This window comes from Mucilaginibacter sp. CAU 1740 (assembly GCF_039839285.1).
Classification (GTDB): domain Bacteria; phylum Bacteroidota; class Bacteroidia; order Sphingobacteriales; family Sphingobacteriaceae; genus Mucilaginibacter.
Map to the genome: position 1 here is coordinate 452,124 of NZ_JBDOQS010000001.1, position 21,072 is coordinate 473,195.

At 42.6% G+C, this 21,072-nt stretch carries 18 protein-coding genes and 2 tRNA genes; 8 read left to right on the forward strand and 12 right to left on the reverse strand.

What is annotated here, in order from left to right; translation table 11 throughout:
• Positions 1-104 precede the first annotated feature (104 nt).
• Positions 105-1,409: a leucine-rich repeat-containing protein kinase family protein gene (locus AAFN85_RS02075; protein ID WP_347525294.1), complete on the reverse strand. Its 1,305-nt coding sequence runs from the start codon at positions 1,407-1,409 to the stop codon at positions 105-107.
• A gap of 166 nt (positions 1,410-1,575) precedes the next feature.
• Here AAFN85_RS02075 and AAFN85_RS02080 point away from each other — a divergent pair, with 166 nt between their 5' ends.
• Both AAFN85_RS02080 and AAFN85_RS02085 read left to right on the forward strand, forming a co-directional pair.
• The gene (locus AAFN85_RS02080; protein WP_347525295.1) at positions 1,576-1,821 is read left to right on the forward strand and encodes a hypothetical protein; all 246 of its coding nucleotides are present in this window, start codon (positions 1,576-1,578) and stop codon (positions 1,819-1,821) included.
• Between the two features lie 150 nt (positions 1,822-1,971).
• Positions 1,972-2,811, forward strand: coding sequence for an endonuclease/exonuclease/phosphatase family protein (locus AAFN85_RS02085; protein ID WP_347525296.1), 840 nt, complete (start codon positions 1,972-1,974; stop codon positions 2,809-2,811).
• Positions 2,812-2,894: 83 nt separating this feature from the next.
• Here the strand turns inward: AAFN85_RS02085 and AAFN85_RS02090 are convergent, their stop codons facing one another.
• The 6 genes from AAFN85_RS02090 to AAFN85_RS02115 all read right to left on the reverse strand — a co-directional run bounded on the left by AAFN85_RS02090 (position 2,895) and on the right by AAFN85_RS02115 (position 8,341).
• The gene (locus AAFN85_RS02090; protein WP_347525297.1) at positions 2,895-3,428 is read right to left on the reverse strand and encodes a hypothetical protein; all 534 of its coding nucleotides are present in this window, start codon (positions 3,426-3,428) and stop codon (positions 2,895-2,897) included.
• A 147-nt stretch (positions 3,429-3,575) separates the two neighbouring features.
• Positions 3,576-3,650 (reverse strand) — tRNA-Val (locus AAFN85_RS02095).
• A gap of 112 nt (positions 3,651-3,762) precedes the next feature.
• The gene (locus AAFN85_RS02100) at positions 3,763-5,040 is read right to left on the reverse strand and encodes a carboxypeptidase-like regulatory domain-containing protein (protein WP_347525298.1); all 1,278 of its coding nucleotides are present in this window, start codon (positions 5,038-5,040) and stop codon (positions 3,763-3,765) included.
• 12 nt (positions 5,041-5,052) lie between these two features.
• On the reverse strand, positions 5,053-7,533 hold the full coding sequence (locus AAFN85_RS02105; protein WP_347525299.1) for a TonB-dependent receptor plug domain-containing protein: 2,481 nt from the start codon (positions 7,531-7,533) through the stop codon (positions 5,053-5,055).
• A gap of 313 nt (positions 7,534-7,846) precedes the next feature.
• A tRNA-Val gene (locus AAFN85_RS02110) sits at positions 7,847-7,921 on the reverse strand.
• Between the two features lie 102 nt (positions 7,922-8,023).
• The gene (locus AAFN85_RS02115; protein WP_347525300.1) at positions 8,024-8,341 is read right to left on the reverse strand and encodes a hypothetical protein; all 318 of its coding nucleotides are present in this window, start codon (positions 8,339-8,341) and stop codon (positions 8,024-8,026) included.
• Between the two features lie 2,097 nt (positions 8,342-10,438).
• Here AAFN85_RS02115 and AAFN85_RS02120 point away from each other — a divergent pair.
• Together AAFN85_RS02120 and AAFN85_RS02125 are read left to right on the forward strand one after the other, a co-directional pair.
• Entirely contained in the window at positions 10,439-11,134 is a 696-nt protein-coding gene (locus tag AAFN85_RS02120; RefSeq protein ID WP_347525301.1) for a ferritin-like domain-containing protein, read from the forward strand.
• A 12-nt stretch (positions 11,135-11,146) separates the two neighbouring features.
• Positions 11,147-11,992, forward strand: coding sequence for a ferritin-like domain-containing protein (locus tag AAFN85_RS02125; protein ID WP_347525302.1), 846 nt, complete (start codon positions 11,147-11,149; stop codon positions 11,990-11,992).
• A gap of 79 nt (positions 11,993-12,071) precedes the next feature.
• On the opposite strand, the gene AAFN85_RS02130 is transcribed toward AAFN85_RS02125, so the two are convergent.
• Together AAFN85_RS02130 and AAFN85_RS02135 are read right to left on the reverse strand one after the other, a co-directional pair.
• Positions 12,072-12,518 carry a thioredoxin family protein gene (locus tag AAFN85_RS02130; RefSeq protein WP_347525303.1) on the reverse strand — a complete coding sequence of 149 codons (447 nt, stop codon included), beginning with the start codon at positions 12,516-12,518 and terminating at the stop codon, positions 12,072-12,074.
• A gap of 89 nt (positions 12,519-12,607) precedes the next feature.
• Positions 12,608-14,350 carry a DUF6600 domain-containing protein gene (locus AAFN85_RS02135; RefSeq protein ID WP_347525304.1) on the reverse strand — a complete coding sequence of 581 codons (1,743 nt, stop codon included), beginning with the start codon at positions 14,348-14,350 and terminating at the stop codon, positions 12,608-12,610.
• Between the two features lie 202 nt (positions 14,351-14,552).
• On the opposite strand from AAFN85_RS02135, the gene AAFN85_RS02140 reads away from it, so the two are divergent.
• From AAFN85_RS02140 to AAFN85_RS02150, 3 genes are all read left to right on the forward strand, one after another.
• A complete protein-coding gene (locus AAFN85_RS02140) occupies positions 14,553-15,515 on the forward strand; it encodes a 2-oxoglutarate and iron-dependent oxygenase domain-containing protein (RefSeq protein WP_347525305.1) in 963 nt (320 codons plus the stop codon).
• Positions 15,516-15,639: 124 nt separating this feature from the next.
• Complete coding sequence (locus tag AAFN85_RS02145; RefSeq protein ID WP_347525306.1) at positions 15,640-16,011, forward strand: hypothetical protein; 372 nt, start codon at positions 15,640-15,642, stop codon at positions 16,009-16,011.
• Positions 16,012-16,040: 29 nt separating this feature from the next.
• Positions 16,041-16,712: a CPBP family intramembrane glutamic endopeptidase gene (locus AAFN85_RS02150; protein WP_347525307.1), complete on the forward strand. Its 672-nt coding sequence runs from the start codon at positions 16,041-16,043 to the stop codon at positions 16,710-16,712.
• 5 nt (positions 16,713-16,717) lie between these two features.
• Here the strand turns inward: AAFN85_RS02150 and AAFN85_RS02155 are convergent, their stop codons facing one another.
• Entirely contained in the window at positions 16,718-17,956 is a 1,239-nt protein-coding gene (locus AAFN85_RS02155; RefSeq protein ID WP_347525308.1) for an MFS transporter, read from the reverse strand.
• Positions 17,957-18,100: 144 nt separating this feature from the next.
• Between AAFN85_RS02155 and AAFN85_RS02160 the strand changes: the two genes are divergently transcribed.
• Positions 18,101-18,991, forward strand: a complete 891-nt coding sequence (locus tag AAFN85_RS02160) for a LysR substrate-binding domain-containing protein (protein WP_347525309.1) — start codon at positions 18,101-18,103, stop codon at positions 18,989-18,991.
• Between the two features lie 222 nt (positions 18,992-19,213).
• Here AAFN85_RS02160 and AAFN85_RS02165 read toward each other — a convergent pair whose 3' ends face one another.
• Positions 19,214-19,696 carry a hypothetical protein gene (locus tag AAFN85_RS02165; RefSeq protein WP_347525310.1) on the reverse strand — a complete coding sequence of 161 codons (483 nt, stop codon included), beginning with the start codon at positions 19,694-19,696 and terminating at the stop codon, positions 19,214-19,216.
• Positions 19,693-21,030 (reverse strand): tRNA lysidine(34) synthetase TilS, encoded by a 1,338-nt coding sequence (gene tilS, locus AAFN85_RS02170; RefSeq protein ID WP_347525311.1) that lies wholly within the window; start codon positions 21,028-21,030, stop codon positions 19,693-19,695. Before tilS ends, AAFN85_RS02165 begins: the two co-directional genes overlap by 4 nt.
• Positions 21,031-21,072: the final 42 nt, after the last annotated feature.

Below are 21,072 nucleotides of genomic sequence, written 5' to 3' on the forward strand. Positions count from 1 at the left end.
AATTAAAAAATATACCTGATTTAACCTTTGCTTTTTGGCACAAAAGCACCGCATTGTTAAAAAGATGGTAAAACGTTTTTAGAGTTAAGGTAAGATCGTAGAGATTACCTTGTCAATTTTGCCAATTGAGAACTTAAAAATTCAAATTTAGGACGTTGGTTAATATCAATACTCATACAATTATCTCTAATGGTTTTTAATGAGTGAATAGCTGGGTCATCGTTTTCAGTACAAAGAGATATTAGGTCGTCAAGAAAGCAGCCAAAGGCGCGCACTTCTATGTGTTCAAGTTTTTCAGCAATGGCATTTTCAGTTTTATCATAAAAGCAGGCTGCACCAAAATCGCCAAACAGGGTGTTGCCATTATCGTCAATCAAGGTATTGTGGGCGTATAGGTCGCTATGCATGATTCCCTTGCTGTGCAAATGTTCGGCAACAGAAGCTATGGTGGAGGCGATCTTTAACACTTGATTTATGGTAAGACTATTGCATGGTTTAAAAACATCGCGGGTGCAACTTTCAAAACTTGGCGGGAGACCAAGGTTAAAGAAGCTTTTAGGGATTAGTTCCATCACCAGCCCTTTTTTGTTTTCGGGGTGGTTGGTTATCTGGCCTATCAGTTTTACAAGTCCGTGGTGATTGCCGGCTACAATGCAGGCATCCATTTCATCTTGCGGAAGGCCATCGCTGGTAACCGCGCCTTTAAATATTTTAACAGCTACATCTTTGGCGAGGCCTTCGGTGTTCCACGTAGCTTGTGATATTACGCCGGATGCGCCTTCGCCAAGCAGGTGTTTAATTTTCAACTCGCCCCAATTAATTGCTTCCGATGTTTTTACCTCGTGCTTATGATTAAAATTATTGCCCGAAAAAGCCAGCCAGGATAGTTTGGGCATGGAGAGTAACCATTGTGGTAACTCAATCAATTGGTTGGCCGCTATACGCAACAGTTGGAGGTTTTGGCAATTACTTAATGATGTTGGCAATTCTTTTAACCGGTTTCCTGCAAGCATCAGTTTTTGCATGCGGGTGCAGTCGCCAATTTCGGCAGGTAATTCATTTATTCGGTTATTGGTAAGAATCAACCAGCGCAGGTTGGGATTGAGTGCTTTAGGCTGGATGGTTTCTATAAGGTTTGATTTAAAGCCTACAATATCCAGCAATGGGCAATCTCCCAAAACTTCAGGCAAAACGGTAAATTGATTTTCTGAACAAAAAAAGATCTTCAGTTTTTTCAGGCGGCCAAAATCAGCAGGTAATGCACTTAGCTTATTGAACGAAAGGTCGAGATATTCGAGCGTATCCGCCAGTTCAAAAATTTCTTCAGGAAATTCGGAAAGCTGCTCGGATAGTTTGAGCGATGAAACCCCTTTTAGTTCTCCTTTTTGTAATTGCTGTAGTGTTTGCATGGCTGATTTAAACAAAGGTAAATATTTCACGGCTTCATTAAGATAGGAGAGTAGCAGCTGTCTGTTTTAAGTTGCGATCAGAAGGCAAGTAACAAATACGATAGGTTTCTTTTAACCGGCAATATCCCTGTTAACTTCCCGTTTAACGCGCAAACCCCTAACGTTTATGCAAAAGAAAGTGCAGTTAGCACATATCCGCTACAACACCAACAGCGATGGCCAAAACCTATGCTGGCGATTGGTGCTCGACGGTGAAGAGATCCTGGTAGAGTCTGTACAGATCGAAGCTCCCGTATTTACCTCAAAAGATTGGATCGAACCCATAGGTCAGTTTAAACACCATATTTCTGTTCGGGATTGCGCGGTGATTATTGGTGAAGCTGGCGATGCCCTGATCAGGCCGGTGGTTTGATCATTGCTGTAGCTATGCAGCCTGATCATTTACCCTGTTCGGAAGTTTGGATAAATATTAACTTTATCGCGGTTCCGAATTTTTTGGATAGCAATGCTGAACCCGAAGAAGTCAGGGCCATGAGTGATATCAACAGATATATTTATACCTATGAAACTAAAATCGTTTTTATTCAGCGCATTGTTTGCGCTGTTATGCCTGCAAGCCGGCGCGCAGCATTTAATTGTAGCAACTTTTAACTTACGATACGATAATAAAGGTGATACCGGTAACCTGTGGGTGAACCGTGCGCCGGTTGCCGCTGCGCTGATCCGTTTTCACCAGTTTGATATTTTTGGTACCCAGGAGGGTTTGAAAAACCAGCTTGAAGACCTGAATACCGCGCTGCCCGAATATGAACGTTATGGTTTAGGTAGAGACGATGGGAAAGACGCAGGCGAGCACTCGGCTATATTTTTTAAAAAGAGCCGTTTTGTGCTGCTGAAAAAAGGTGATTTCTGGCTATCTGAAACTCCTGATAAGCCAGGCCTGGGTTGGGATGCAACTTGCTGTAACCGCATTTGCTCGTGGGTGTATCTACAGGATAAGGAAAGCAAAAAGAAATTCTACTTTTTTAACGCTCACTTTGATCACCAGGGAAAAGTGGCCCGCGAAGAAAGCGCCAAGCTAATCCTAAAAAAGATAAAAGAAATAGCAGGCACCCAAAAAGCCATCTTCACCGGTGACCTGAATGGCGACCACGAAAGTACCTGGTACCAACGTTTGGCCACATCGGGCTATTTAGTTGATACCTACAGCCAGGCCGCTCACCCATATGAGTTTAACCCATCTTTTCAATCCTTTGGCGAGGAGATCAACTCAACCGGCGTTATTGACCATATATTCACCACCGGTAAGGTTAGCGTGAAACGCTGGGGGATATTGTCTGACAGCTATCATGGGAAATATCCTTCAGATCATTTTCCGGTGTTGGCGGAGTTGAGCTTGTAGGGAAATAGTTATTTATGAAAAAGGGTTGCCTATTGAGCAGCCCTTTTTCTGTATCAGGTAGGACTACCCGATAAATTATGGGCTTAATCTTTATAAAAGATGAGTCTACATAAACGCTTGCCATTGGGTAAAAAAGCGGAGAACTCTATAAATGCTCCAAAATAATTACCGTTTTCCGTTGTTGTTACCAATAAATAGGGAATTGGCTGGTTATGCTTGTTATCTCGTATCATTACTTGCCCATCAGTTAACATCTTCGGTATTATCTTATCTATAGCACCAATATATTTATTTTGTAGTGATGCGGTATCAATCAATCCGGTTTGCTGATCAAAAACAAGTGTGTCTTGCAGGTAAAAAATGCCATTTTTTGTGTGTTTTAACGCCTTACTTAAAAGAGTTATTCCCTGTTTATTATAAACATTGGCGCCGCGGTAATTTTTCAGGTATTTCAAAACCAACCGCAATTCGAGATAAAGTTTATTATGCCCAAGATCATATACTAATGTATCGCCCTTGTTAAAGTATCTTAACAAAATAGTATCTTTCTTTGCATTAGCTCCCTGGCTTTTAGCTATTGTTGGGAGTAGTAGAATGACAAGAAACAATCTCCACATGAATTAAGATTTAGTAAATTCAAAGATAAGTGGGGATGTATGATTTTAGAGAAGAAAAGTCTAACAGTAATGCTTTGCTTTTTTGCGCAGGAGCTACTGGGTTATTTCAAATAAAAAAGCCCAACATTTCTGTTGGGCTTTTTTACGTGGGAACTACTGGGTTCGAACCAGTGACCCTCTGCTTGTAAGGCAGATGCTCTGAACCAGCTGAGCTAAGCTCCCTTAGTTTGGTTTTCCTAAACCGAGCGGCGAAGATAAATTACTTTATAATATTATCCAAATTGTTTTGCGTAGAATTTTTTATTTGCGGTGGTTTTCAGATTGATGAAATCAATTACGGCTCATAATCATACGGCAATTTGGTAGCTATTTTCTCCCACCAGCCCCAAAATCCCTGCAAATAAAGATTTGTGTTGTTGAAATAACCATTTTCTGCAATTTCAACAGGTATGCCTTTTTCAAGCCTTAATTCGGTAAAAGGGTATTGTTTGGGTGGCATAACCAACTGGTTGGTGCTGATGCTATTGTTGTAGGCAGTAAAGGTTTCGGTACCAAGGGCGTTTTGATTCCTGTAGTTATAATACTCTTCGGGTTCTTTAATTTTTTTGTAAACAACCTGCAGGGCATCTTTAAACTGAAGCGTGATGTTATTATTGGTTTTTGATGAAATATCTTTAGCTTTTAATACATCGCCCAATTTTATGATGTTGTCTTCCTGTTCAAGTATCTTTTTGTAGTATTTTAACGAATCCTTGTTAAATAGCTTTGCAGCTATTTGTTTTTCAACCAAAGGCTTCTTTGCAGTGTCCTGATAACGCGCAAGATTTTGGCTGTATAGTTTTTTAACCCTTTCTTTCTCCGGATTGATCTTGTTGCTAAATGGGCGTACTTCATAGCCTTCTTCCTTTAATTTGTCGCTATATAGGGCGCGGGTAAAATGCATAAAGGATAGTGAGTAGGCTTTTAGCCTGTTTTGTTCCCAGGTGTCTTGTTGTTTTTGATCGCCGGTTATTTCTTTAAACAGGTAGTACCCTTGGTAGTCAACATCGTTGTTGATGGTATAAAGAGTAAAATTAACCAGTGTTAATGATATGTTATAACCCAGGTCTTCGTTGCGGATCGTGATCGGCTCGGAAGCGTAGGCGTGAAGTTCTTTTTTTAGCTCATCATATTGAAAGCCTATTACTTCGTGATTTACAATGGTGCAGTGTGCCGCAAAAACGGATGTGCCAATAAAATGCGTGGTAAACAAAGCACCCCAGCGCTTCCAGTTATCATCTGATCTTGATTTTACAATTACATCTTTTAGCTGATGATTTACCGGATTCAAAGTAAAACTAACATCCTGTAAAGGCGGTCCTGCACTTATCTGCTTTACCGAAGTGGTGTATCCCACATAGGAGGCCACCAGTTTAAAATCGCCTTTTGCGCGGAAATACAGGGTGAATGTACCTGTGCTATCAGTAATGGTGCCGGATTTTGATTGCGCTACAAATACGCTGGCATTGGCTAAAGGTTTCCCTTTTTCGTCGGTTACCTTACCCTTAATTTGCTGTTGTGCAAAGGCCCCGAGCGTTATAATTGAAAGAATAATGGTTAATGCTTTTTTCATGCTGCCCTTTGCTTAGTTATTAACAAACTCCTGGTATTTATAGCCAATTTTTCCTTCTGCCGAGATGCCTTCTATGATCACTGCAAACTTTTTAATATTGCTGCCAACCGAAAATTGGATCACCGCTTTCCCTTCGTCGTTTGTTTGCATTGCGGGGTTCCAGAAAATGGTTTCGGGCGATGTGATGGTTTTATTCGCCGGGGTATATTTTGGTACATAAAATTCGCGCTGCTTTTGGTAGCCATTGTAAACAAAACTAAATACACCTGGCGGCGATGTTAGTGGCTTGTCTTCCGGTTCATCGGGCGCGTTATAGTCAATTCCTCCTTTTTTGGTGGTGATAACCAGCACACCGCCGCTACCCTGAAGCCCATAAGCTGCAATCAGCCCTCCGCTGCGCAGCACTTCTATGGTTTGTACATCGCCAATGGGAATGCTGCTTAATGAAAACTGACCGGGTTGCATAGGTATACCATCAAGCACAAACAACATAGGCTTATTAAAGCCACTGGTGCTGTAAGGTATTTTGATGTAACTATGGCTGGCAGGGTCTTTAACGGTTTTAAAGAATACGCCAACTAACCGGCCTATCAGGCAGTTCTCGAGAGTTGCGCAATGGGCCAGCTCTTTATAGGTTACTATTTGATTCGCTTTGCCGGCGCCGTTAAGATTTGCCGATGGGGCTACTGCTTTTTCTACAAGGTTTATTTTTTTTGATTTTACAACAACTTCCGTTAGCTGGCGGGTTTGACCATTTAATGGTTGGGTAGGTTTGGTCGCCATATAGCTCGCAAGCGTTTGATTTAGATCTGTTAATGACTGTTTATAAACGCTTGGAGGTGCGAACTGATCAAGTATGATATTTATAGCATCATCTGTTTTATTTGCAGATGTGATGATGGATAATTGTTGGTTGCCCTCAATGTCAGGCAATTCAAAAGTGAAATTGCCCTTGTTATTTGTTTTGGTGCGTATAGTGAAAGCCGAATCTCCTTTTGAGGTCAATAGCAGATCTACGTTGGGTAATGGTTTGCCTTTGCTGTTTTTTGCCTGGCCGGTGAGGGTTTGTTTTTTTTCTGCAGGATAGTTTATCTGCGGGAATTTGCTTGCCAGTATATCCTGCCATACAAACCTGCGCCAGCCCTGCGTAAGCATTAAATTGTCAAGTTCGAGGGCGGTTGCCGGAGATCTGTCGCGAAAATAATGATCCGGATTTTCGATATAGCCTTTAATATCGGAAGTGAGGAGCAGGTTTGATAAAATAGAAGGGATTGTAGCAGTGCTGTCAATGGCCCTGCTTTTATTCACAACCGCTATCGAGAAACTGCTGCTCACCGGATTGGCCAGCTGGTCTGTTACTTCCAGAGGCATGCTTACCAGCGTGCCTTGTGATGGTGCTTTTTCGGTACCGAGGCTTAAACGAAGCTGATCGCGCCTGTCTGAAAATATTAAACGTTCGGCTTTTGGTTGCGATAGTTTATCAAAAAGAGTAAGCTGAACGATGCCTGTGGCAAATTTTCGCTTAGGTAATGATATGCTTACCGATCCGTTTAAAAGCGCTATTTCGTTAATGCTTATTAACTTATTGTTTGCCTGGGCTATCAGCCAAACAGGATCTGAGCTTTGGGTTCCGGAGTAGTTTACCTGTATGTTAAGGTTGGCTTTGTCCTGGTTGTTTACAGATAAAACATAGCCCGAAGGTAACGCGGCAGGTAAAGCTACTTTGTTGGTAGTGCCATTTTTAAATTTAACAACCGCCGTATAATGTTTTCCGGCTATTGGTTTCAGGGTAAACCTGCCCATACCCGCAAAGGCCGATGCAAAATTTACCAATGGTTTCCCGCTTTCGTCTGTTAGGAAACCCGAAACATTTTCGCTTTGGCCGATGCTGTTGGTAGCTTTAAAGGCTACGGTTGAGCTTATTCCGTCCACCAAATCGCCACCTTCTGGGAAAAAATGAATTTCGGGCAGGTTTTGCTTGTTGGGCTTTATGGTTTCGTTGGATGGATGGTTTCTTGTGTTGCCAATTTTTAATGAAGCGTGATAAAAAAAGTCCTCATCAAAATTTCGCATCCAGCTGGTATAAGCCCTAAGCACGTATTCGCCTTCCTGCAGATTTGGAGGTAGCGCTATAGTTCCCGATGTATTGCCATCGGTTAAAGGAAAGCGGAGCGCTACAATGCCAGAATCTTTAGTGCTTACCAGGTCTACATAAAGCACTTTGCTTAAATCGGCAAAATGGTTGTTTTCGGCATTAACTACGTAGGCTTTAAATTGTACGGTATCGCCGGCGGCAAAATAATCCCTGTCTATATGGAGGTGTACTTTCTCTTGCGGGTATTTCTGGCCAAATTGTTCCAGTAGTGGCGGTATTTTATCTGCCGGGCTATCTAATAAGGTAAAAGCAAATATTACAGCGGATAGTGCTATCCAATAGATCTTTGATTTTTTAATCTGTTTCAGCAACAGGTTAATCACATCATAATTTTTCATACAGCAGGCGAAGTATGGTTAAGGTTAACAACTTGCCCGAAAAGAGAAGTATCGGATAAGCTGTTTGGTTGCTCCTGTTTATAATTGGCTATTTTGAAGCAGGATAAAAATGGTATTATTATTCATTACCTATTGGTTGAATCCTATCATTGTTTGGTTTTTTTGTCTCGTTTTGGAGGGGAAGGGGAATCTCTGTAGGCTTTTCGTGTGGGAGCTACCGGGATTCGAACCAGTGACCCTCCCGATGTAAAATCGGGATGCTGCTGAATCTTGTAAAATAAAAAAGCCCAACATTTCTGTTAGGCTTTTCGTGTGGGAGCTACTGGGTTCGAACCAGTGACCCTCTGCTTGTAAGGCAGATGCTCTGAACCAGCTGAGCTAAGCTCCCTTGTTTTGGGACTGCAAACATAGGAGTTTGAATTAATTTGTCAAAATAAAATTTAAAAAAGTAATTAAATTGTTGATTTTTAGATTGTTGTGATTGTTTTATTTACTTCACATCACGGTATTGTGCCCTCGGACGAGGGTCTTCAGGCAGTATTTCCATCTCCGGATCGCCAATATAGTTGGCATACCACTGTATAGCGCTCACTAAATCAAGGGCGTCTTCTGCTACTACATTGATGGTTTCGAAGGCATAAAGCTTATGGTCGGCGTAACCGTAAAGCTGGATCTCGTTTTCGTCCGGACTAAACCGCTCTTCGTCAAGGCAAAATACATTAACCTTCAGGCGTGTATCCCTGGAATGGATCACGTCCCGGCAGGGGTTTCTCGGATCGGTGGCCAGTAAATATACATTGTAGTCCATATCGGTTTAACAAAGTTTAAATAGGATAGTTTCTGTATTACGTATTTATCTTGGAAATTGTTTGGCGTTGCGAAAGCTCGTTTTTCCCCAACTGGGGAAATTTGGCCCATGTTTGGGTAAATTATCTACATAATAATTAACGCGAAATATTAAAAAGGTGTTTTTTAGGCGTTTGAAACTCTTTTTGGCAATTGGCATTTCGTTTGACTTAATGTTATTGCCCTTCTCAAAGGGTTGTTTTTCATAGGTAGATGTAGGGTCGAAATACTGCGAGAGTTTTTCGACCTTTTTTTATTTATGAAAATTCAGAGACTGCTTCGCGGTAACTCCAGCTTTTAAGTATATCCAAAAGTTTTCGTACAAATTGGGCGTGCCGTTTTCCTGGCGTTACTGTGTTCATATTTTATGATATTTTGCACAGAGTTAACAACGCGTTTGCTGATGCTTAATACAGATATTAACCAGTGGGAAAAAATACATCAATTGAGGAAAGTATTTCTACAATAAAAATTTAATTCTTACCCAATACCGGCCTCTTGCGCTATTACAAGGCTGTTTTGGTAATTGGCATCCCATTTGAATTATGGTTAATACCCTTGCTAAAAAGGGTTGTTTTCATAGGTAGATGTAGGGTCGAAATACTGCGAGAGTTTTTCGACCTTTTTTTATTTAAGAAAATTATGCTGCGATAATGAGTGTTATTTCGAATAAGTGAAAGCCGAGGCCTCAGAAGGAGGTATGGCGTTCTCCCATTTGTCGTGCTGAGGTACGAAGCATCTTCTTCGCTCTGTATAGCGGTCATGCTTGTTGAAGAAGATCCTTCGCTATTGCTCAGGATGACAAAGCTAATTTTTAAACTTGTTATGGGTAGGTGCGAAGTAATCCCCGACTGTGCAGGCCGGATTTGCTTGGTTTCTCTGTCTTTGGTGAATTGCATGCCTACCCACGGCATAATTAAAAAGTGGGTTATGCTGAGCCTGTCGAAGCATGATGGGCCGGCCTCTGCGCGCGACTCTTCGACAAGCTCAGAGTGACAGGCTTGCCCGCCATATGTAATATGTGCTTCAGAGGCGATGGCTTTTATTTGCCTGCAATGATGGCTTTCAACCTCAATCAGCTTTTTAGCTCAAGTTTTCCTCTAAAGCGCCCGTTATGTTTACTGATGATTAATGTTTTGTTCTGATGTTAACCTTTGGGAAAATTTACACCAATTAAGGAAAGAATTTCTACATAAATGCTTATCGATAAGTACGAATATACGCAGTTTTGAGCAACTGAAGCCGTTTTTAGTAATTGGCATTGCGTTTGAATTATAGTTAATATCCTTATTAAAAAGGATTGTTTTCATAGGTAGATGTAGGGCCGGTAAACTGCGAGAGTTGACCGGTCTTTTTTGTTTTCGGGAGATGTTGTTGCATGGTAATTAAAAATGAATGCTGTCATTTTAACCAATGGATAACTATTTCCCCATATTATGGTGTCATTTCTACGCATTGATGGCGATTGTGCTTTCAAAAAGCTGCCAATTAGGCATTTAAGCGTGTTTTTAATGATTGGCATTTAGTTTGAATAAGGTTTATTACCCTTCTCAAAGGGTTGTTTTTCATAGGTAGATGTAGGGCCGGAATAACTGCGAGAGTTGTCCGGCCTTTTTTATTTCATCAAAAATTTAAATGCTGTTTAACTGAAACCTAATAAGTTTAATTCCCACTGCCCGGATATTGCCCGCTTTGGGGAATTGTTTCCAAACGAAAATACTTTACTATTATTTAAAATCGCTTAAATGCCTGTTTTAGGGCGTTTTTTGCAATTGGCATGTTGTTTGGCTTATAGATAATGTCCTTACTAAAAAGGACTGTTTTTCATAGGTAGATGTAGGGTCGAAATACTGCGAGAGTCTTTCGACCTTTTTTATTGGCAAAAACTCATCGGCATCTCGCCAGTCCCTCCCAATTCAGTCATTAAAATTTACTTTTAATTAAATACTCTAATTCAGAGTGGATTAATTGTCAACTAATTGCAATCTGCAAGGTTTCTATAGGCGTATATCATCTACAAAACGAAACGAAATTATCAATCAAAAAATCAAAACTTTCTATGAAAACATCTGAACAAGACAGCATAGGTGGAGCTAACATGGCCCGGAGGTCATTTTTACGCTATGCGGGGTTAGGGGTAGCCTCGGCCGGACTTTTAGCCACAGCGGCTTGCCACAAAGATCATAAAGTGATTGTAGGCAACAGCATTGATATAGGCGCTAAAGGCGACCTTGCAATTTTAAACTACGCTTACGCTCTTGAGCAATTGGAAGCTGCCTTTTATATCCAGGTTATTGCTACGCCATACTCAGGTATGACCGGAGATGAAAAGGCGCTTTTCACAAGTATCCGCGATCATGAGGTAGTTCACCGCGAATTTTTCAAAAAAGCCCTTGGCGGTAATGCTATCCCGGCACTAACGGTTGATTTCAGCACTATCGACTTTACAAAAAAATCAGCAGTATTAGGCGCAGCCAAAGCATTTGAAGATACCGGTGTTAAAGCTTATGATGGTGCCGGCTACCTGATCCAGGATGCAGGTTACTTAACAATAGCAGGTAAAATTGTATCTGTTGAGGCAAGGCATGCGGCATTGATAAGCAATATGCTTGTTGCAGGTTCATTTGCAGCCGACGATCAGGTTGACAATAACGGCCTGAATAAATCGGCTACCATTGCCGAAGTGTTGCCAATTGCCAATACTTATTTAAAAACTAAAGTTAACGCATCTAATTACGGTTACGTAGCTTCTTAAACCCACATCGCCATGAATTTATTTAATATAGTAGAAGAATTAGAAAAATTTGATCCGGAACTGAACGACAGGTTAAACCCGCGCCGTGCAGCCATCAAAAACATAACCAGCTTTGGCACTAAAGTAGCTTTGGCAGCCGTTCCTTTTGCCATGGGTACCATGCTAAAAAGAGCTTATGGTGCAGCTGCTGCTCCAACTGTTGTTGAGGTGTTAAATTATGCTTTAACGCTTGAGTATCTTGAATCGTCGTTTTATAACATGGGTGCGGCTTCGGCTGGCTTGATCCCTGCTGCTGGCGCCTCTTACATTAATACTGTAAAAGATGACGAAAACCAGCACGTAGCCTTCCTTAAAACGGCTATTACAGCTTCGGGTGGTACACCGGTTGCTATACCTAAATTTGATTTTACCGCAGGTGGCGGTACTGGTAACGGACCGTTTAAAGGTTTGTTTAGTAACTATAACCTGTTTTTGAAAGTAGCTTTGGCATTTGAAGATACAGGTGTACGTGCTTATAAAGGTCAGGCACCTAACTTGTTGGGCAATAAAGACATCTTGACCGCTGCTTTGTCTATCCACGCAGTTGAAGCCCGTCACGCTTCGGCTATCCGCCAGTTGCTTGGTGTTTCACCATGGATCACCAGTACTGCTACTGTAGGTAATGATACAGGCGTACCACAGGTTAATGGTAACTATGCAGGTGAAGAAAACGTTACCCAGGGTGGTGTAAACCTTACTACTTTGCCAAGCGCAACAGGTTCAACAACCTCTGTAGCAGTTGCTACCGCCGCGTTTGACGAGCCTTTGAGCATGGACCAAGTATTGGCCTTGTTGGTAGGTACTTTTATCTATAGCTAAGCAAAATTATAATCCCCAAAAAAAAGTGACCGGCTACCTTATAAGGCAGCCGGTCTTTTTTTTATGTGGAAACCGGGCGTTATTTGTTAAGTGCCTGCTGGCCAAATTTGATCAGGTCATTCGGTTTTATATAACCTACCGTTCCTGATATTGGTTTCCCCTTGCTGTCAAAAATGATCATGGTAGGGTAGGCCTGTAATCCCCATTCGGCGGCGAGGGTTGGCCCCTGGCCTTTTTCCATATCTATAGCAACGTTTACAAAATTATCGTTATAAAAATCGGCTACCCTGTTGTTTTTAAAAGTGGTTGCCTTTAGCATTTTGCAGGGGCCGCACCAGCTGGCGTAGGCATCAACAAAAATATATTTCTTTTGCTTCGCGGCCTGTTTCAAGGCTTCAGTCCATGAGTTTTCAATAAAATTGATCTGGGTTGATGATTTGCTTAGTGTTTCCTGTGCTTTTGTGGTCAGGCAATTTGCCAGCATTAATAGGATTACGAAGCAGGAGATATGCAGGGATTTTTTCATTCGTTTAATAAAATCAGGATAAATATAAAAACAGCACGTATATAATGCTTTATACGTGCTGTTTATTATAGCGGTTATCAATTATTTGCTTAATTGGCAGGCCTGCGTTGTTGCTGCTGACGTTGTTGCTGTTCCTGTTGGCGCTGCTGCTGTTGTTGCTGCTGACGCTGTTGTTGCTCTTGCTGACGTTGCTGCTGCTGTTGTTGTTGTTGGCGCTGTTGCTGCTCTTGCTGGCGCTGCTGTTGTTGTTGCTGTTGCTGCTGACGCTGAGCTTGCTGCTCTTGTTGGCGCTGCTGTTGTTGTTGTTGACGTTGAGCCTGCTGCTCTTGCTGGCGCTGCTGTTGTTGCTGCTGACGCTGGGCCTGCTGCTCCTGCTGGCGTTGTTGCTGTTCTTGTTGACGCTGGGCCTGTTGCTCTTGCTGGCGTTGCTGCTGTTGTTGCTGGCGCTGGGCTTGTTGCTCTTGCTGTTGTTGAGTACGCTGAGCCTGCTGTTGCTGCTGACGTTGTTGCTGCTCCTGCTGGCGTTGCTGTAATTGTTGATTACGCTGAGCCTGCTGTTGCTGCTGACGCTGTTGCTGCTCTTGCTGGCGTTGTTGCAACTGTTGTTGACTTTGCGCCTGCTGATCGGCAGGTTTACCTGCCTGCCTGCCTTGCTGGCGTTTTTGCTGATCGGCCTGGCGTTGTTGTAACTGCTGCTGACGGTTAGCCTGTTGGTCTTGCTGGCGTTTTTGCTGATCCTGCTGGCGTTGTTGCAGTTGTTGCTGACGGTTAGCCTGTTGATCATTAGCGGCTGGTTGGCTATTAGGCTGGCGGCCATTGCCTGCTTTATCGCCACCCCTTGCATTTTGCTGGTCGTTACGTTTGTTATTATCCGCAGGGTTTGGCCTTGTTGCAGGCCTATCATGGTTAACCTGTACTAATTTATTATCAGGTTTTTCATTACGTGCAACTTCTCTTAAACGTGCTGCATTATTGCGGTTTGCTGCATCATTATTACCACGACCCCGGTTAGCAATACCCGCGTTAGGGTTTTGCTGCCTATAAGCTGCCGCGTTCACTACCCTTGCAGGCCTTGCATCTGGTGCTTTCCTCACTTCAGGGCGATAAATGTTTACAGCATTATTCACTACCCTGCCGCCACCGTTTGGCCGGTTAACATTGGTAATATTATAAACCCGCACATTGTTGTTCCTGGTTACACGCCTAATTTCGGTTACCCTTGGGCCTGTAATATAGGTACGGTTATTACTAACATAAGTGTTGTTAATAATGGTGGTTTGATGTATGATGTTAACCACCCTTGGGCGCGGTGTATAATAATTATAGATCTGCGGACTATTGATATAAGCCTGCGGAGCGCAAACCCAATAGTTATCGGGCACGCGGTAGCTGTTGCCAAATGAAATATCAATGCTGATACCCGGTTGCAGCGGTGCCCAGCCATAATAGCCGCCACCATGCCTCCAGCTTACCCATGCCGGTGCCCATTCATTACCTGGGATCCATTCCCAGCCATAATAGTCATCATAACGCCAGCGGCCATAGTGAAACGGTGCCCAGCCCCATTCGTAGTCAGATACCCAGGTGTTGCCATAATCGGTAACTACCCAGTGGCCGCGGGTGGCGTAAGGCCTGAAACCTTCTTCGGCATCTGGCACCCAAACGTTGCCGTATTGTGGGTCGGATACCCAGGTGCCATAGGGGTCAAGTTCGTCGTAAAATTCCTGGTCGGATACGTAGCCTCCCTCCTGGGCTTTGCTCATGTTTGGCGCGGCAAGCATCATCAAAAATGCTATTAAGCTGATACCGCATATTTTATTAATGAATTTCATGGTAATAAGTATTTATAATAGTTGCTGTCAGGTTGTTATCTGATAGGTATGACAAGCAGAAGTATAAAACGTTTAAATCAAAAATTGTTTTAACCCGTTAATACAAACTGAAGCAAGGGTTATTATGGGGATAAAATAATTTTGTTACCTTGTATATCGCGCTAAAAATTAAATAATTTTGCTACCTGTTATAAACAACAACATGAGTACAGTAAACATCCCACGCCTCGATCTTAATACCTACATAAACGGTACTGCCGAAGAACGCAAGCAATTCTCTGACGAGATAGGCAAAGCGTTTAACGAAACAGGTTTTGTTACCATCACCAATCATGGTTTAAGCAAGGAGTTGATAGATAAGCTTTACGAAGATGTAAAAGCCCTTTTTGCATTACCCGAAGACGTGAAGCAAAAGTACGAGATCCCCGGCCTGGCTGGTCAGCGTGGTTATACCGGCAAAAGCAAGGAAACCGCCAAGGGCTTTAAAACGCCCGACCTGAAAGAGTTTTGGCAGATAGGCCAAACCGTTACCGACGATGAAGCCCTTAAAGCCCAATACCCCCCAAACGTGGAGGTACAGGAATTGGCCGATTTTAACCCAACTACCATCGAAGTTTATAAAAAACTGGAAGCCGCAGGCAAACATTTATTACGCGCCATAGCCGTTTATCTTGAACTACCTGAAAATTACTTTGACGATAAAGTGCATAATGGCAATTCTATTCTGCGTAACCTGCACTATTTCCCTATAACTAACCCTGATGCCGTTCCTGATGATGCCGTACGTGCCGGTGCACATGAGGATATTAACCTCATTACCCTGCTGATAGGTGCCAGTGCTGATGGCCTTGAGCTGTTAACCCGCGATAATACCTGGTTCCCGGTTAAAGCGTTTGGTGAAGATCTGGTAGTTAACGTTGGCGATATGCTGCAACGTTTAACCAATAACAAACTGAAATCAACCACGCACCGTGTAGTAAATCCGCCGCGCGAGTTGATGGGCTTTTCTCGTTTTTCGGTGCCGTTTTTCCTGCACCCAAAATCAGATATGGACCTTACCAGTTTAGAATCGTGCATTGACGGAGAGCATCCTAAATTGTACACCGATATTACCGCAGGCGAATATTTAGATGAACGCTTGAGAGAGATCGGTTTGAAAATGTAAAATAATAAGCTGCGGATCGCTCAACAGTTGTCTGCTGATAAGTATAAATACAAAAAGCTCTTTCAGTTTTTGAAAGAGCTTTTTCGTATAATAGTATTTTAATTACCTAACCTAATGCTATTTCATGACCGGCGATATCACAAACTACTTATTTAATCAAGACTTTTGCCATTACCTGGGGTGGCATTTATCAAATGCGTTTGAATACCAAGAAGATGATCAAATTAATGATTTTTGGTGCGATGGGATAGCTATGCCATCTATTGATAGGCAATTGTACCCGAAAAATGTTAACGATACCCGCAAGATCATAACCACTGCCTATATAGGAAGTGATGGGCAGGAAAAATACGAAATGACCATCAGGTTTGGCCCGAAAGCCCTCAGCAGGTATGCCCGCGGATTAGATCTGAAAGAGTGCGTTCCGGCCAGAGATACTCAAGGCTGGATCAGATTGGATATAGACGAAAAGAAGATAGAACTACAATTACGATAATAATATTAAACCTGACCTTATTAAAAATAATGATCCAGCCCCTTGAAAAAAGCGAATCCCGCAAGGTAATTTACAGTGTTTTAATTGTTATCGGTCTGCATATCTGCTGGCTGCTTACTTCGCTTTTTGTGCGCGATATGGCGATAGCCGGGCGGATGCTGATAACGCGTATAACTTACTGGATGTGTTTTGGCGCAATTTGCTGGTACGCCGCAAGAATCGAAAAGCAACCGCTTTTGCTTTGGCCCGAAAAACCGCATCCGTTTGTGTTTTATATCGGCTCTGTCATTTTGATACTGTTGGTGATAGTGTTGATAGCCGCTTCAATTGCGTTGCCGCTTAGTCGGATGGGTTTTAAGCCGAGTAATTTAGTGCTTCAAATTTTAACTCTGCCACTTTCAATAAAGCTTTACACAGTTATAACGGCTGGAGTGTTGGAAGAACTTGTATTTAGAGGGTATATTCAAAGCCGTTTGCAACTCCTTTTTAAAACAGAATATCCGCCCATTTTATTATCAGCATTGTGCTTTGGTTTATTGCATGCCTCGTACGGAACGCTAATCAATATACTGATGCCTTTTATTATAGGACTGATATTTGCGTTTCATTACTATAAATATCGCAACATCAAAATACTGATCATCTGCCATCTGTTGATCGATGCCAACGCGTTGTTACATACTACGATACCAACGCATTAACATGCTTAATCGGCCAACATCGTTTTGCCGTTTATATCAGCTGTTGCTGCTTGCTTCCTTTTATATAATACAAACAAAGCGGTAGCCAACACACCAATAATACCCTCTATACAAACAGCCCGACGCGGCCCAAGTGCGCCAGCTAACCAACCGGCCATTAAACTACCTACCGGGATCATGCCCTGGTAAGCCATTACATAATAACTGATGGCTCTTGCCCGCATAGCAGGGATAGCATGAGTTTGAATGTAAGTGTTAATGGCCGATGTTTGGGCCATCATGCCCACACCTGTAAAAGTCATAAATACGAGGGCAAAAGGAAGCTTACCTGCATAGGCTACCATCAGCACGCTGATACCAAAAATAAGGCTTGCGATGCTCATGATCTTCACCAGGTTTTTATTGGTTTTTAAATTGGCCAGGTAAACCGCGCTGATCACCGAACCTAAACCCGCCGCGCTTTCAAACCAGCTGAAAGTTTTGGCATCACCGTTAAAAATATCTTTAGCAAAGATGGGCATCAGGGTATTAAAAGGGATCACGAACAGGCTGCTTGCGGTAAGCATCAATATCATGCTGCTCAGGTCTGCATCGCCTGATACATATTTAAAACCTTCCTGTAATTCAACCCAGATGCTTTTTTCTGAACGAACAGGTACAATAGTGTTGAGCCTCATCATAAACAAACAGGTAAGCACCGGGATGTAACTGATAAAATTACCGAAGAAACAAACGTCCTCACCAAACACACTTAATACAATACCTGCAATGGCCGGACCTGCAATGCGGGCCAGGTTAGTCATGGTGGAGTTTAGGGCGATGGCGTTTGGCAGATCATTTTTATCATCAACCATATCAACCATTAATGATTGTCGGCAGGTTACATCAAAAGCGTTGACAATGCCTTGCAGTAAGCTTAAACCTATAATAGCCGGTATATTGTAAAACTTGAACAATATCATAAAGGCCAGCGCGCCGGCCTGTAACATGGATACCACCTGGGTAATTACCAGTATGCGGTAACGGTTATGCCTATCAACAATACTACCGGCATAAGGGGCCAAAATAAGTGACGGGATAAGACTTACAAAACTAACAACACCCAGTAGAAGAGCCGAACCTGTAAGGCGGTAAACCAACCAAGCCACAGCTGTTTTTTGCATCCATGTGCCTATGAGGGAGATTGACTGACCGTAAAAAAACAGCTTGAAATTACGGTACTTTAATGAGCGGAAAACATTCATCGTACTAAAGCCTAACAAAAGCAAATTCAGGGGAGTACTTAATGCAAGAACTATTGATTTGTTTTATGATGCAAATATCGCCCATAAACATACATTTGTAAAATAGATTGTTTTAATAGAATTGATTGATAAAAACGATTGATTATGGAACTGCGTCAACTCCAATACTTTGTGAAAGCTGCCGAAACGATGAATTTTACAGAGGCCGCCGCGGCTGTGTTCATTACTCAAAGCACACTATCACAACAAATTAAGCAGCTGGAAGAGGAGTTAGGGATGCTGCTATTTGATAGGATAGGTAAACATGTCCGCATTACCGAAGCCGGGCATATATTTTTAACCCACGCCCGTAAAATTCTCAATGATGTACAGCGAAGCAAGCAAGCCATCAGCGAGTTGCAAAATGCCACAACCGGCGAGTTGAACCTTGGCGTATCTTATGCTTTTACCTCTTTATTGCTGCCGGCTTTAGCGCCATTCAGCACCAAATATCCCGGTATTAAAATTTTTATTACCTACGGTAACCCCGAAGAACTTGAAAAGAAACTTCGCCTCGCTGAACTGGATATGATCTTGGCTTTCCATAACGAAAGTGATGATGAGGATCTGGAAATGCAGGAATTATTTAGTTCGAGTGTGGTGATGGTGGTTTCAAAAAATAATCCTTTAGCTAAACTGGATAAGATCAGTTTGGAAGAACTGGCTAAACAGGAATTGATTTTGCCCGGTAAAGGTTTCAGCTCGCGTGAGTTTATTAACGAGTTATTTAACCGTAAAAAGATAGTGCCAAATATTAAGATAGAGCTGAATGATGTGCATTCATTGTTGGCCTTAGTTGAGAGTGGGCATTGGGCAACTATTTTAAATGAAAAAGCACTTATCGGCTGGAATAAAGTGGCTGCTGTACCTATCCAATCGAAAGGGATCAAGCGGCAATCGTATATCCTTTGGCAAAAAGGTGTTTATCGTAAAAGAGCTGCTATTTTGTTTATTGAGGAGTTAATGCGGGTGATGGAGATAACGGATGGGCAGTAGATCAGCTGGCATAATAACTCAAATGTCATTTCGACAGAGCGGAGGGTGGGATATCGCGTAGGAGCGAAAGAGAAATCTTGTACGCTATGCAAGGCAGAAATGCAAGTCCGCTCAGCAGGGCGTATAAGATTTCTCCTCCCGCCATCGCTCAAGGCCCTTACGTGTTCGTCGAAATGACAGGCAGATATAACTATGTTCGTATCTCCACGAACGCCAGTGAGGTTACTTCTTCATCTCTTCCTTAACTGCCCTCAAAAACTCATTAGGGTGTTTTGAGCCGATAATATATAGCAAGCCATCCCTATCAGTAAGGTGAATAGCCTCATTGCCCGAAGTAAAAAAGCGGATAGTACCTTTAGTATGCAGGTTATAAACAGGGTTGTTAAACAAATAGCGGCTATAAGTGCCCTTTTCGGCTTTTACAATGCTGTTTAGGTCTATCTTTACCAGTTTGGTTGTCCATAAGCCATCAAGCATTACGCTTTTATTTTCCACACGGGTGCGGAAATGGAGCAGGAAACCCATGATGATGGAAATGATGATGATGGAGAAACCAACAACTACCAGCAGGTCGCCGTTGCGTTCGCGTTCGTCAGTAAAAAAGTAGGCTGCAAAACAAAACATGGCTAAAACCAGGCGTATGGTTAGCGGTATAAATTCCCGGCCAAGGTATTGCTTTTCGGTAAAAACAGATTTATCGCTCATGTTAGTTTAAACAGTTCGAAGATAGTAACTTTTTTAGTGTTATCATTCACTTTATACCTTTCGTCGGGCCGGTAACCGCCAATCCACATAATTTCGCCGTTACCGTTTACCAAAACGGGAATTTCGTCTTTTTGGTGTAGCGGCACCTTCTGATTGATGAAAAAGTCGCTCAGTTTTTTGCGGCCTTTCATCCCCAGCGGGAAAAAATGATCGCCTTCCTGCCAGCTGCGGATGGTTAGCGGATGGATCAGTTTATCGACATCAATAGATGTGGCCAGCGGATTATCTTTGATAATGAGCGCACTATCATCATGTAGGATAGTTAATTTATATGCGCCCCAATTTATATGATGCGCATCCTTATCAATAATCCCTTTGCTCACGGCAACCGTGTTTTTAGGCTTGAGGATGATATTTTCTCTATCCAGCAATAAACTATGCGAACCGGATTCAAATATCCGCCCCGAATGTTTATCAAGCGAGGCGATCAGGTCATCAATAATTGTTTCGTTAAAACCATACTCACTGAGTAATTTAAAAAGCAGCAGGCGCTTAGGGTTCAGCGATTTTACTTTGTCGATAGATAAATAAATTGCATCTTCTTTAAGCTGCAGTAGTGTTTGCCGTAACTCATCAAGTTTTAATTCGAGCAGCAACTCCAGGTCGCGAAAATGTAGCAGGCTATTCTCAAAAGTTCTCTCGAGCGATGGGTTAAGCTCCTTCAGCTTAGGCACCACCTCTAACCTGATCTTATTACGGGCATATTTTGCCGAGGCGTTCGAGCTATCTTCAACAAAACTTAAACCTTCGGTGGTAACAATGGTCTGTACCTCATCGCGGGTAAGGAATAGTAAGGGGCGCACCAGTTTGCCGTTTTTAGGCAAAATACCGTGCAACCCGGCAATTCCGGTGCCGCGGGTAAGGTTTAACAATATTGTTTCGATAGTATCGTTTTGGTGGTGAGCAAGCGCAACGGCCTCATAGCCTGATTGCTGACAAACGGTATCAAACCACTGGTAACGAAGATCGCGGGCTGCCATCTGGATCGAGATCTTGTTATCAGCCGCGTATTGTTCGGTATCGAAATTGATGGTATGAAAAGGGACTTCCAGCTGTGCGGCCAGCGATTGCGAAAATTGCTGATCGCGCAGGGCTTCATTGCCCCGCAGTTGAAAATTGCAATGGGCTATAGCGAAATTGTAGCCGGCGGCTTTAAGCAAATGGGCCATTAAAACCGAATCGATGCCGCCGCTTACCGCCGTCAAAATAGGGGTGGAGCGGGTAAACAAAGCGTTTTGTTCAATAAAATTAACAAACTGATTAACTGGCAGCATTCATCAAAATTATTAATTTAATAACCCCGACAAAAAACTAAT